The organism is Streptomyces sp. NBC_01381, assembly GCF_026340305.1.
Taxonomy (GTDB): domain Bacteria; phylum Actinomycetota; class Actinomycetes; order Streptomycetales; family Streptomycetaceae; genus Streptomyces.
Map to the genome: position 1 here is coordinate 3,449,911 of NZ_JAPEPI010000001.1, position 12,915 is coordinate 3,462,825.

The window sequence follows — 12,915 nt, forward strand, 5'->3', positions numbered from 1 at the left end:
TCAGGTGATTCGGGGCGGGACGTGGGGCGTCGGAACTCATCCGTCCCCCTCCAGCTCACCCTCAAGTTCGAGGTACGTGGCCCGCAGCCGCTCCAGCGTCTGTGCGTCCGGCTCCGCCCACAGACCCCGCTCGGCCGCTTCGAGCAACCGCTCCGAAATCCCGCGCAGGGCCCAGGGGTTGGACTTCTGCATGAACTCCCGGTTCTCGGGATCGAAGACGTACTCGGCGGAGAGCTTCTCGTACATCCAGTCGTCGACCACGCCCGCGGTCGCGTCGTACCCGAAGAGATAGTCCACGGTGGCGGCCATCTCGAACGCGCCCTTGTACCCGTGCCGGCGCATCGCCGCCATCCACCGGGGGTTGACGACGCGGGCCCGGAAGACCCGGTGGGTCTCCTCGCCCAGGGTGCGCGTCTTCACCTGGTCGGGCGTGGCGGAGTCCCCGACGTACGCCTCGGGGGATTCGCCGGTCAGGTGCCGCACCATGGCGACCATGCCGCCGTGGTACTGGAAGTAGTCGTCGGCGTCGACCAGGTCGTGCTCGCGGGTGTCGACGTTCTTCGCCGCGACCGCGATCCGCCGGAACGCCGTCTCCATGTCCCCGCGCGCGGCCTTGCCGTCGAGCCCACGCCCGTACGCGTAGCCGCCCCACACCGCGTACACCTCGGCGAGGTCGGCGTCGCTGCGCCAGTTGCGTGCGTCGATCAGCGGAAGGAGGCCCGCCCCATAGGCGCCGGGCTTGGACCCGAAGATCCGGGACGTGGCACGGCGCCGGTCGCCGTGCTCGGCGGTGTCCTCGTCCGCGTGGGCGCGTACGTAATTGGATTCCGGGGCCTCGTCCAGCTCGGCCACGGCCCGTACCGCATCGTCGATCAGGCCGACGACGTGCGGGAACGCGTCGCGGAAGAACCCGGAGATGCGCACCGTCACATCGATGCGCGGCCGCCCGAGCTCCGCCACCGGCACGATCTCGAAGCCGGTCACGCGCCGGGACGCGTCGTCCCACACGGGACGGCAGCCGAGCAGCGCCAGGATCTCCGCGATGTCATCGCCCTGCGTACGCATCGCCGACGTGCCCCACACGGTCAGACCCACGGACTTCGGGTACTCACCCGTGTCCGCCAGATACCGCGCGATCAGCGAGTCCGCGAGGGACTGGCCGACCTCCCAGGACAGCCGCGAGGGGATGGCCTTGGGGTCGACCGAGTAGAAGTTGCGTCCGGTCGGCAGCACATTCACGAGCCCGCGCGTCGGCGACCCGGAAGGACCGGCGGGAACGTAACCGCCGTCGAGCGCCCGCAGGATGTGCCCGATCTCGTCGGTCGTCCGCGCGAGGCGGGGCACGACCTCCTCGCAGGCGAAGCCCAACACGGCCACGGCGGGAGTGACTTCGACCCCGAGCACGTCTCGCACGAGGCTGCGTACGGCTTCCAGCTTCCAGCCGCGCTCCTCCATGCCCTCGGCGAGGCGTCGGCACAGCTGCTCCAGGAGGTCAAGCGCGTCGGCGCCGGTCCGAGCGGGCCCGTCGACCAGGGACGTCAGACCGTCCGCCACCTTCACGGCGGCGCCCGGCTCGGCGAGCAGCTCCTTCTCGCTGAGCCCGAAGTGCTCGGCGAGGCAGGCCCGCAGGCCGGGCAGCGCGTTCGCCTGGCCGCCCCACACCTGCGAGGCCCGCAGTACGGCGAGCACCAGATTGACGCGCGCCTCGCCCTCGGGGCCGCCGCCGAGGATGTGCAGGCCGTCACGGATCTGTACGTCCTTGATCTCGCAGAGATAGCCGTCGATGTGCATGACGAACTCGTCGAACTCGCCGTCGTCGGGCTGCTCGTCGACATGCAGGTCGTGGTGGAGCTCGGCGGCCTTCACCAGCGTCCAGATCTGCGCGCGGACGGCAGGGGCCTTCGTCGGGTCCAGGTCGCTGACGAGTGCGTACTCGTCGAGCAGCTGCTCCAGCTTCGCCAGATCGCCGTACGTGTCCGCCCGTGCCATCGGCGGCACCAGGTGGTCGACGACCGTGGCGTGCCCGCGCCGCTTGGCCTGGGTGCCCTCGCCGGGGTCGTTCACGATGAAGGGGTAGATCAGCGGCAGCTCGCCGAGCACCGCGTCCGGGGCGCAACTCCCGCTCAGGCCGAGGCCCTTGCCCGGCAGCCACTCCATCGTGCCGTGCTTGCCCATGTGGACGACCGCGTCGGCGCCGAAGGACAGCTCCAGCCAGCGGTAGGCCGCCATGTAGTGGTGCGAGGGCGGCATGTCCGGGTCGTGGTAGATCGCGATCGGGTTCTCGCCGAAGCCGCGCGGCGGCTGGATCATCACGACGACGTTCCCGAACTGCAGGGAGGCGAGCACGATGTCGTCGCCGTCCACGTACAGGCTGCCGGGCGGCTCGCCCCACGCCTCCAGCATGCCGTCGCGCAGCTCGGGGGCCAGCTTGTCGAACCAGGCCCGGTAGTCGGCGAGCGGCACGCGCGCGGGCGCGGCGGCCAGCTGCTCCTCGGTGAGCCACTCGACGTCGTGGCCACCGGCGTTGATGAGCCGGTGGATCAGCTCGTCGCCGTTGTCCGGGTGGCCCTCGACGACGTATCCGGCATCGCGCAGCGAGTCGAGCACGCGCACCGCCGACGCGGGCGTGTCGAGCCCGACGGCGTTGCCGACACGCGAGTGCTTGGTGGGATAGGCCGTGAAGACGAGCGCGAGCTTCTTCTCGGCGTTCGGCTTGTGCTTCAACTGGGCGTGCCGCAGGGCGATTCCGGCGACCCGGGCGGCGCGCTCGGGGTCGGCGACGTACACCGGTACGTCGTCGGGGCCCTGCTCCTTGAAGGAGAACGGCACGGTGATGACACGGCCGTCGAACTCCGGGATCGCCACCTGCATCGCGGCGTCCATGGGGGAGAGCGCGGCGTCCGACGCGTCCCACGTCGCCCGCGACGAGGTGAGGCAGAGTCCTTGCAGCACAGGGATGTTGAGGTCGGCGAGCGCGCCGATGTCCCAGGCCTCCTCGTCGCCGCCCGCGCTCGCGCCGGAGGCATGCGTGCCGCCCGCCGCGAGGACGGTGGCGACCAGGGCGTCGGCCCGCCCGAGGATCTCGTACAGGCCCGCGTCGGCGCCGCGCAGCGAACCGCAGTACACGGCAAGGGCGTTGGCGCCCCGCGCCTCGATCGCGTCGCACAGCGTGTCCACGAAGCCGGTGTTCCCGGAGAGCTGGTGCGCCCGGTAGAAGAGCACACCGACGGTGGGCCGGCCCTCGACGTACTCCCGGGTGCCATGCACCCCGTACTCGGGCATCTTCTGCGGCTCGGCACTCTGCCGCTCCTGCGTGTCGGCGGCCGACGCCCGGCCGCGACCCGCCGCGAGGACGTCCTCCTTGAGGAAGCGCACCAGCTCGCGCAGATTGCCCGTGCCGCCCTCGACGAGATACCGCAGCGCCTCCGCCACGGACCCCGCGTGCACGGTCGACTCGGCCATCAGCTCCGCGTCCGGCACGGCCTCGCCGCCGAGCAGCACCGTCGGGATCCCGGCGGCCTTCAGCGCCGCGAGCCCGTCCTCCCAGGCGCGCCTGCCGCCGAGGAGGCGTACGACGGCGATGTCGGCGCCCTCGATCAGGGCGGGCAGCTCGTTCTGTACGTCGACCCGGGTCGGGTTGCCGATGCGGTACCCGGCGCCCGAGGCACGGGCGGCCAGCAGGTCCGTGTCGGCGGTGGACAGAAGCAGGACGGTCATGAGGGTGCCCCCGGTGCGATGAAGGGGAGACCGGACGGTGTGCCGGTCTCGATCAGACTGAGCAGCGCGTCCGTGTCCGCGTGTTCTTCGATCAGGTCTCCGAGCAGGTCGAGCTGCTCCTCGCGCAGTGCGCCGAAGCTGGTGTCGGGCGCGGGCACGAAACGGCGCCCGGCGGCGCGGGCCACCTCGGTGAGGAAGCGCCGCCGGAACGCGTCGCTCTCAAGGGAGCCGTGCCAGTGCGTGCCCCACACCTCACCGACGCGGCAGCCGTCCAAGAAGGGCTCTCCGCCCAGGACTTGGGCGACGCCGTGATGAATCTCGTACCCCTCGACGGGTTCCCCGAGTGCCTCGCCGACGGGCCGGGCGAGGGTCTTCTCGCGGGCGAACCGCACGCGCACGGGCAGCAGCCCGAGCCCGTCCACGGCCCCCGCGCGCGATTCCACGTCGTCCTCGATGTGCTCGCCGAGCACCTGGAAGCCGCCGCAGATCCCGAGCACGGGCCGCCCCTCGGCCGCACGCCGCGCGATGGCGTCGGCGAGCCCACGCTCGCGCAGCCATTCAAGCGCGCGCACGGTCCCGCGCGTCCCCGGCACGATCACGAGATCGGCGTCGACGAGTTCCTCGGCCCGGTCCACGAACCGCACGACGACACCGGGTTCGGCGGCGAGCGCGTCCACGTCCGTGAAGTTCGACATCAGCGGTACGGCACAGACGGCGACCCGCAGCACGTCCTCGCCGACCGGGGGAGCGACGACGGACTCCCGCACGGCACCCCGCAGGGACACCCGAAGGCCGTCCTCCTCGTCGATGCCGAGCCCGTGCTGGAACGGCAGCACACCGAACGTGCGCCGCCCGGTGAGTCCTTGCAGCATGTCGAGCCCGGGTGCGAGCAGCGACACATCGCCCCGGAACTTGTTGACGAGATACCCGGCGACCAGTTCCTGATCCTCGGCACTGAGCAGCGCGGTCGTGCCGAAGAAGGAGGCGAAGACGCCACCGCGGTCGATGTCGCCGACGACGACGACGGGGAACCGGGCGGCCCGCGCGATCCCCATGTTCACAATGTCCGTACGCCGCAGATTGATCTCGGCGGGACTGCCCGCGCCTTCGCAGATCACGGCGTCATAGCTGCCCCGAAGTTCCTCAAGACATCCCACCACGGTCGAGAGCAACGCCTCCTGGCGCCCGCCGTGATAGCCACGCGCACTCATCTCGCCCACGGGCTTCCCCATGAGCACCACCTGACTGCTGCGGTCGCTGCCCGGCTTGAGCAGCACGGGATTCATCAGCGCGCTCGGCTCGACCCGGGCGGCCTGCGCCTGCATGGCCTGCGCCCGCCCGATCTCGGCGCCTTCGCGCGTGACGAAGGAGTTGAGCGACATGTTCTGCGCCTTGAACGGCGCGACGGAAACTCCTTTGCGAGCCAGCCACCGACAGATCCCGGCGGTGACGACGCTCTTCCCGGCGTCAGAGGTGGTTCCGGCAACAAGCAGCCCGCCACTCATGAGGTTCTCCTTGACTTGCTCTGCCGTCCTTGCTGTGGGCAGGCGTTCCGCAGGGCGGAACGGGTGGGCACAGTCCCAACTGCCGGGCTCCGCTTCGGACGGGCGGCCATGGCAACCCCCAGCGCCAGCAGCCCAACCCGCCGAGACAGCCGAACAGCCCGCTCGATGTCAGCCACGGCAACGGCACGCCCACCCCCATTGAGAACAGGCCGATGCTCAACCCGCCCCCCGTACGAGAGAGTCCCCCCGAGCCGCACCCCCAACGCCCCGGCAAAGGCCGCCTCAACGGGCCCAGCGTTGGGACTCGGATGCTTGGCGGCATCGTCACGCCAGGCCCGCAGCGCCCCGGAGGGCGAATCCCCCGCAGCAGCCGCCAGCAGGGCGGTCAGCCGAGCCCCCGGCCACCCCAGAACATCATCGAGCCGAGCAGACGCCCACCCGTACCGGAGGTACCTCGCGGACTTGTGCCCCACCATCGCGTCCAACGTGTTCACGGCCCGAAACCCGACAAGCCCCGGAACGCCCGCCAACGCCCCCCACACCAGCGCCCCCACGACGGCGTCGGACGTGTTCTCGGCGACGGACTCGACGACGGCCCGCGCGATGCCGTCGGCATCCAGCGCCTGCGGATCCCGCCCGCACAGATGCGGCAGCCACTCCCGCGCCACCTCGATGTCCCCCGCGGCGAGCGCCCCGCCGATGGCCCGCGCCTCACGCCCGAGCGAGGTCCCGCCGACCACGGCCCAGGTCGCGGCGGCGGTCAGCGCGACCGATCCGGCGCGCGAGTGGCGACGTACAAGAGAAGAGGCAAGGGCGGCGGCACCCGCAGCACCGCCGGCGCACACCACGGCATGCAGCGCGCCCCACCCGCGGTGATCCCGCCACAGGACACGCTCGACGGCACCCGCCGCACGCCCGAACGCGGCGACCGGATGCCCGCGGCGAGGATCACCGAGAAGCAGGTCACCGAGGAGCCCGGCGGCGGCGCCGTACGCGAAGTCGCGATCGGCACACACGGGTTCAGCCGACCGTTACGTGAAGGGGAGCGACGGGCCCGGCCTGGACAGGCGGGGGCACAGGAACCGGCAACGGGCGGCCGCGCATGGCGATATGTCCTCACTCAGGGTGTCCGCGCCCTGGTTCGACGTGATCGGCGGGCGAGAGTTCCTGGCTCACGGGGAGTCGTCTCCCCGGTGACAGTGGCGGGACCGCGCCGGATTCGCACCGGCTTCCTCTTCTGCCGCCGTAATGGCTCCGGCAGTCCACCACGCCCGCGAACGCCCGTCAACTCGCCTTTGACCTGCGACGGGAGAGTGTGCCAAGGCCCACATACGAAGGTGGGGTGCGGGACGCCGAAGCGTCTCGCACCCCACCTCGAACTCCGTCGTCAGGCGACGAACTCCGGCCGTCAGGCGACGATCAGATAGATCCCGTACGCCACCGCGGCCGCGCACAGCGCGAAGCACGCGTACGCGCCGGCGCGCGCCGCCGCAGCGTTGCCGCCCGCGGCGGAAGCGGCGCCGGAGGCGGCCGCCTCGTGCTTGGAGAGGCCGACGATGCCGAGGGTGAACAGGCCCACCAGGGCCACCGTCACCGCGAGGCTGACTCCGAAGACGGAGCCGAGAGCTGCCCAGTCGATGTCCATGCTGATCTGTCCTTACACCGTGGCAGGCCGGGCGGGGTCCGCCACGGAGCCGGTCGGGGCCGGGATGGTGGCCTTGACGTGGTCGTCGTCGGCGGCCGTCGCGGCGGCGCCGGTGGGCGGCGGCGTGACGGCGGCGATCGCGGTGGTCACGACGCCCGCGGGCTCCGCGTCGGAGCCGCCGATCTCGTCGTCCGCGACGTTCGTGTGGTCGACGGCGTTGCGCCGCGAGAGCACCCAGATGACGGCCGAGCCGCCGACCAGGAGCGCCGCGGTCGCCGCGATGCCCCAGGGGCCCTGCTTGGTGAGGAACTCGGCGCCCGCGCCGACCAGGCCGGCGGCCGGGAGCGTCAGACCCCAGGCGACGAACATCCGGGTCGCCGTGGACCAGCGGACCACACCGCCCTTGCGGCCCAGGCCCGCGCCCATCACGGCGCCGGAGCAGGACTGCGTGGTGGAGAGCGAGAAGCCGATGTGCGACGAGGCGAGGATGACCGTCGCGGCGCTGGTCTGGGCGGCGAAGCCCTGCTGCGGCTGGAGGTCGGTGAGGCCCTTGCCCATGGTGCGGATGATGCGCCAGCCGCCCAGGTAGGTGCCGAGCGCGATGGCCACACCGGCCGAGACGATGACCCACATCGGGGGGTTCGCGCCGGGGTTGAGGACGCCGCCGGTGACCAGGGCGAGCGTGATGATGCCCATGGTCTTCTGCGCGTCGTTCGTGCCGTGCGCCAGCGAGACGAGGCCGGCGGAGGCGATCTGGCCGGCGCGGTAGCCCTTGGCGGTCGACTTGGTGTCGGTGTTGCGGCCGATCCGGTACGTCAGGCGCGTGGCCGCCATCGCGGCGAGACCCGCCACGAGCGGCGCGGCGAGGGCCGGGATCAGGATCTTGGTGACGACGGTGCCGCCGTTGATCGACGACCAGCCCATCGACATGACGGCGGCGCCGATGAGGCCGCCGAAGAGTGCGTGGGAGGAACTGGAGGGCAGGCCCACCAGCCAGGTCAGCAGATTCCAGAGGATCGCGCCCACCAGGGCCGCGAATATGACCTCTGTCTTCAGTCCGTCCTCGTTGACGATGCCGCCAGAGATCGTCTTGGCGACTTCGACGGAGAGGAATGCTCCGACGAGGTTCAGCACGGCGGACATGGCCACCGCCGTCTTGGGCTTGAGGGCGCCGGTCGAGATGGTGGTCGCCATCGCGTTGGCTGTGTCGTGGAAACCGTTCGTGAAGTCGAACACGAGAGCGGTAACGATCACGATCCCGAGGAGAAGCGTGATGTGTTCCATTTACCCAGGCTTCTGTTGGACGTCAGTGGCAAGTGGAACGTAGGCAACCTGGGTGAACGGAAAGTGAACTGGGCCGGGCGGTGCGGTGACTCGATGCGGGGCACCGCCACTCCGCTTCCGTCGGAACCGTGACGGAGATCGTCCGGAGCGGCGGTACGGGGCCCGGAATCCGGGCTTCCAAGGGCTTTTGGCTACCCTCGGGCGAACCTCTTCAGCTGGTTCATCGAGCCGTTGAAGAGATTCTGATCACCCGGCAGCTCGCCGCCGTTGTCGTACTGCCAGATGGTCAAGTACGACCACCCCTTGGGCAGCGTCCCCGACGTCGACGACCAGCGCGCGAGCCACAGCGCGTGATTCGCCGCGAAGGCGCGGCTGCCGCCCGTGCAGTTGTTCCACCACTTGGTGGTCGTGTAGATCACGGGACGGCGTCCCGTCTGGCGCTGCACCTCGTTGCTGAACGACTTGATCCAGTTGACCATGCCGGTCTTGCTGAGGCCGTAGCACTTGCGTTTGCTGTACGGATTGTGCTCGATGTCGAGCGCGGGCGGCAGCGTCCAGCCGTCCGCCCGCCAGCGCCCGCCGTGGCTCATGAAGTACGCGGCCTGCTTCTTGCCGGACGACTTGTTCGGTACGGCGAAGTGGTACGCCCCGCGGACGATGCCCGCGTTGCGGGAGCCGTTGTACTGCTGCTTGAAGTGGGGATTGCGGTACGTGTGGGACTCGGTGGCCTTCACGTACACGAAGCGTGCGCCCTTGCTCTTGGCCTTCTGCCAGTTGACGTTCTTCTGGTGCGACGAGACGTCGTGGCCCCTAGGCTTGCCCGCCGCCGAAACCGGAATCTCGGCGAGGGCGGTCCCGCTCAGGGCCAGCGTTGCCACTGAGGCGGCGATGACGCGGGCGCGGCGACGGGACGGTTTGTGATCACGAGCCATATTTCCCCCCGGATGGCGACGTGCATGACAAATCCCCCAGAGGTTACTGGAAGATCACCGCATGCCGGTCGATCGCCAGCCAATCATCGCCAGAAGGGGATGTATGCCCATAACACGCCGATACGGACGCTCCGGCTCCGCACTGCGGTGCCGCGGTCCCGGCTGGCAGGATCACGGCATGACTGAGCAGCGGCAGGACGCGGTGGAACGGGCCTGGGGCGATCTCGTCGCGGCGGCTCGCAGGACCGTCTCGGACGGCCTGGTGGTCGGCACGTCGGGCAATGTCTCCGTACGCGTCGGCGGCACGGTCCTGGTCACCCCGAGCGGAGTCCCCTACGACCGCCTCACACCGCGGGACGCGGTCGGCGTCGACCTCGACGGCGCCCGGCTCTTCGGCGACCTCACCCCGACCAGCGAACTGCCGATGCACCTCGCGATCTACCGCAACACCTCCGCCGGGGCCGTGGTCCACACCCACGCGGTGCACGCCACGGCCGTCTCCACGCTGCTGCCGGAGCTGCCGCCGATCCACTACATGGCGGCCTCGATGGGCGGCCCCGCCCGCGTCGCCCGGTATGCGCCGTACGGCTCGGACGAGTTGGCCGAGAACATGCTGCACGCCCTGCGCGAGCGCACAGCTTGTCTCCTCCAGAACCACGGAACCATCACATACGGAGACACTCTGGACCAGGCATACGACCGCACGGCCCAGCTGGAATGGATGTGCCGCCTCTGGCTGACGGCAAGCGCGATCCCCGGCCACGCGCCGACCCTGCTGTCGGACGCCCAGCTACGGGAAGCGGAGGACCGACTGCGGGGGTACGGGCAGGGGTAAGCCCTGCGGGGCCTCTCCCCAATCCCGCCCCTTCCCGATTTTCCGGCTCCGCCGGCCGCGCAGTTGCCGTCATCACCGGCTTCGCCGAGTTCGTCCTCAAACGCCGGACGGGCTGAATCATCCAGCCCCTCCGGCGTTTGAGGAGCGGGGTCCGGGGCGGAGCCCCGTGGCGTCCACCACTTCGGGGGTCTGGGGGCGGAGCCCCCAGTTTCGGGAAGGGGCGGGATTGGGGAAGAAGCCCGCCGCAGGCGCAACGGTCCGCAGCCGGAATCACTCCACAGCCCCCGTCCACTGGCCCTACCCAGCCACCCCGCCGACACTGGACACGTGCGCCCAGCCAAAGCGACGGCAACGGCCGTCACCGCCGCAGCGACCGCCCTCCTGGCCGGCGCAGCCGCCATCGCGGCGGGCCGCGTCGCCAGCAACGCCGCCCTCAAGACCCCGGCAGGCCGCCCCCTGCCGGGGCCCCGCCTCACGGTCCACGCCACGGCGGCAGGCCAGATCACCCTGACCCGCGCCCTCGCGAGCCTGCGCCCCGGCAGATACGGCCTCGGCGGCGCCGGCAGCCACGCGGTGATCGGCCCGGTCGTCGACTCCGCGCCGCACGAGGCCGACACCGTCGTACGCCGCCTGGAAGCCGTCACCCACGGCACCCTGGACCCCGGCGCCCGGGTCCGGCTCACCCCGCAGGTGTACATCGGCGACCCGCACGCCGCGCTCGACATCGACCACGCGGACGTGGACATCCCCGGAGAACTCGGCGGCCTGCCCGCCTGGTTCGTGCCCGGCGCCCGCGACACCTGGGTGATCACCGTGCACGGCCTCGGCACCACCCGCGAGCACCCCATGGTCGTCATGGACTTCCTGCACCGCCTGCAGTTCCCCATCCTCGACCTCGCCTACCGAGGCGACCTCGGCGCACCCCGCTCCCCGGACGGCCTCGGCCACCTCGGCGAGACCGAGTGGCGCGACCTCGACGCGGCCATCCGCTACGCCGTGCGCTACGGCGCAGAGAACGTGATCGTGCACGGCTGGTCCACCGGCGCCGCCATGGCCCTGCACGCCGCCGCGTACTCGGCCCTGCGCGACCGCATCAGCGGCCTCGTGCTGGACTCCCCGGTGCTCGACTGGGAGGTCACCCTGCGTGCGCTCGCCGCGGCCCGGCGCACGCCGGGCTTCCTGCTGCCGCTCGCGGTGCGCGCCGCCCAGGGACGGACCGGCCTGCGCGGCGACCGCATCCTGGAGGCCGCCCACCCCGACGTGCTCAAGGTGCCGACCCTGCTCTTCCACGGCCCCGACGACGTCATCGCCCCCTGGGGCCTGTCCCGGCAACTGGCCGCCCGGCGCCCGGAACTCGTCACTCTCCACACGGTTCCGGATGCGCCCCACGGCGCCATGTGGAACGCGGACCCGGCGGGCTACGAAGAGGTGCTGCGGCGCTTCCTCACGCCCCTGATGTAGCACCCCGCGCACCCCGGACGTAGCGCTCCGGAGCCTCACGAAGTCATTCCGTTTGGGTTTTCGGACCGTCAACAGGAAGACTGCTCCCGTGACGTCCCGTATCCCGCGCGACTCAAGGCTCCGACTCGTCCGTGCTCAGTCCCCGATGGCCGAGAGGCGAGCAGCGGCGGATCGCGGCGCAGCGCGCCCCCTGACTGCTCCCGGCGCAGTGACCGAGGCCCGTTCGCGCCGTCCCGCGCCCCGGCCGCCCGAGGGCACACCGGCCCCCGCCGAGCTGGCCCGCATGGCCCGCGCCGGTCTCGCCGACGCCGTGCGGGTGGCCCGCTGGGCCGACGCGTCGCTGCGCCCGGGAAGCGGCGGGGGCGAGCGCGACGGCAAAGGAACCCTCTCCACCGCCACCGCCGAACGGGCCGCCGCGGAACTCGCCCTGACCGCGGATCAGGTCAGGGCGGACTGGGACACCGCACGGCTCGCCGGCCTCGTCGAGGTGCACGGCGACAGCGCGCGCCCCGGCTGGCGCCTGCGCGCCTGGGACCGCGACGACGCCGCCGTGCTGCGCGGCTGGGTCGCGCTGTTCGACGCCTGGTCCCTGGCGCACGCGGCATCGCGCGAACTGCCGCCCGCCGCCGTCGCCGAGACCGTCGAGGCCATGCCGCAGCTCCTCACCCTGCTGCAGCTCTCGGCGGGTCCCGTCCCCCTGCCGCAGCTCCTTGACCTCCTGGACCAGCGCGTCACGGAACTGCGTACGGAACGCTGCGAGATCCCCTACGGCCCGCAGCCCGAGCCGGTGGACCCCGATGACGCCCCTTCCCTGCCCACCCTCCTCGACTGGGCCCTGCGCGGTCTCGCCGCCGTCGGCGCGCTGACGTACGCCGACGGGCAGGCCACGCTCACGCCGCTCGGCAGCTGGGCGGTCTGGGTCAAGCTGGAGCAGATCTGCGTGGCCGCGCAGAGCCCGGCGGGGAACATCGAGCAGGCGGCCGCCGACATGCTGCGCGGCTGCGCACGCCTGCGCCCCAAAGCGGCCCGCTCCGAGTACCGCGCCTGGCTCGCCGCGCGCCCCGTGGGCAGCGCCGTCACCGAGCTCCTGGAGGCGGCACGCGGCGAGGACGCCCTGCTGCGCGGCCTCGCCTTCGAGGCCCTGCGGGTGGTCGGCGCCCCGGCCGAGGCCGAGGTGCGGGCCGTCGTGGACGAGACCTCGCTGCGGCCGTACGCCCTGATCTGGCTGGCCGAGCAGGAGGGCGCGGACCCCGAGGACGTCCACCTGGTCCTGACCCGTGACGAGTCGACGTGGCTGTGGGTCGACACCGCCGCGGCCGTCGCCGACCACGGCGAGACCCATCTGCTCATCCGCCACCTGGAGTCCGCGGTCCAGCCCACGGTGCCCGCGCTCCTGGACGAGGTGCGCCGGATCGGCCACCCCCGCACCGTCCAGGTCCTGGTCGCGCTCGCCGCCGCGCACCCCGACCCGGCGCTCGCGAAGGCCGTCCGCCGGGCTGCGTTCCAGGTGCACACCGGAGGGGTGTAGCGGCCCGT

Annotated in this window: 9 protein-coding genes and 1 riboswitch; of the genes, 3 read left to right on the top strand and 6 right to left on the bottom strand. The window is 71.7% G+C overall.

Annotated features, from left to right (window positions below; genetic code table 11):
- Window positions 1-36: 36 nt before the first annotated feature.
- From cobN to OG453_RS16105, 6 genes are all read right to left on the bottom strand, one after another.
- A complete protein-coding gene (cobN, locus tag OG453_RS16080; protein ID WP_266868464.1) occupies window positions 37-3,717 on the bottom strand; it encodes a cobaltochelatase subunit CobN in 3,681 nt (1,226 codons plus the stop codon).
- On the bottom strand, window positions 3,714-5,222 hold the full coding sequence (locus OG453_RS16085) for a cobyric acid synthase (RefSeq protein WP_266868466.1): 1,509 nt from the start codon (window positions 5,220-5,222) through the stop codon (window positions 3,714-3,716). The genes cobN and OG453_RS16085 overlap by 4 nt, the downstream gene beginning before the upstream one ends.
- Window positions 5,219-6,238 carry a cobalamin biosynthesis protein gene (locus OG453_RS16090; RefSeq protein WP_266868468.1) on the bottom strand — a complete coding sequence of 340 codons (1,020 nt, stop codon included), beginning with the start codon at window positions 6,236-6,238 and terminating at the stop codon, window positions 5,219-5,221. Before OG453_RS16090 ends, OG453_RS16085 begins: the two co-directional genes overlap by 4 nt.
- A 122-nt stretch (window positions 6,239-6,360) precedes the next feature.
- Window positions 6,361-6,512, bottom strand: a riboswitch (cobalamin riboswitch).
- Window positions 6,513-6,630: 118 nt separating this feature from the next.
- The gene (locus tag OG453_RS16095) at window positions 6,631-6,867 is read right to left on the bottom strand and encodes a hypothetical protein (protein WP_266868470.1); all 237 of its coding nucleotides are present in this window, start codon (window positions 6,865-6,867) and stop codon (window positions 6,631-6,633) included.
- A gap of 12 nt (window positions 6,868-6,879) precedes the next feature.
- Complete coding sequence (locus OG453_RS16100) at window positions 6,880-8,151, bottom strand: inorganic phosphate transporter (RefSeq protein WP_266868472.1); 1,272 nt, start codon at window positions 8,149-8,151, stop codon at window positions 6,880-6,882.
- A 191-nt stretch (window positions 8,152-8,342) separates the two neighbouring features.
- A complete protein-coding gene (locus OG453_RS16105) occupies window positions 8,343-9,083 on the bottom strand; it encodes a lysozyme (protein WP_266868474.1) in 741 nt (246 codons plus the stop codon).
- Between the two features lie 178 nt (window positions 9,084-9,261).
- Here OG453_RS16105 and OG453_RS16110 point away from each other — a divergent pair, with 178 nt between their 5' ends.
- The 3 genes from OG453_RS16110 (at window position 9,262) to OG453_RS16120 (ending at window position 12,907) form a co-directional block, all read left to right on the top strand.
- Window positions 9,262-9,918, top strand: a complete 657-nt coding sequence (locus OG453_RS16110; RefSeq protein ID WP_266868476.1) for a class II aldolase/adducin family protein — start codon at window positions 9,262-9,264, stop codon at window positions 9,916-9,918.
- Window positions 9,919-10,245: 327 nt separating this feature from the next.
- The gene (locus tag OG453_RS16115; RefSeq protein ID WP_266868478.1) at window positions 10,246-11,379 is read left to right on the top strand and encodes a S9 family peptidase; all 1,134 of its coding nucleotides are present in this window, start codon (window positions 10,246-10,248) and stop codon (window positions 11,377-11,379) included.
- A gap of 88 nt (window positions 11,380-11,467) precedes the next feature.
- The gene (locus OG453_RS16120) at window positions 11,468-12,907 is read left to right on the top strand and encodes a hypothetical protein (RefSeq protein ID WP_266868480.1); all 1,440 of its coding nucleotides are present in this window, start codon (window positions 11,468-11,470) and stop codon (window positions 12,905-12,907) included.
- Window positions 12,908-12,915: the final 8 nt, after the last annotated feature.

Bases quoted from the DNA above. Each gene is read 5' to 3' on its own strand.
- cobN (WP_266868464.1), bottom strand. From the start codon at position 3,717: ATGACCGTCCTGCTTCTGTCCACCGCCGACACGGACCTGCTGGCCGCC.
- OG453_RS16085 (WP_266868466.1), bottom strand. From the start codon at position 5,222: ATGAGTGGCGGGCTGCTTGTTGCCGGAACCACCTCTGACGCCGGGAAG.
- OG453_RS16095 (WP_266868470.1), bottom strand. From the start codon at position 6,867: ATGGACATCGACTGGGCAGCTCTCGGCTCCGTCTTCGGAGTCAGCCTC.
- OG453_RS16100 (WP_266868472.1), bottom strand. From the start codon at position 8,151: ATGGAACACATCACGCTTCTCCTCGGGATCGTGATCGTTACCGCTCTC.
- OG453_RS16105 (WP_266868474.1), bottom strand. From the start codon at position 9,083: ATGGCTCGTGATCACAAACCGTCCCGTCGCCGCGCCCGCGTCATCGCC.
- OG453_RS16110 (WP_266868476.1), top strand. From the start codon at position 9,262: ATGACTGAGCAGCGGCAGGACGCGGTGGAACGGGCCTGGGGCGATCTC.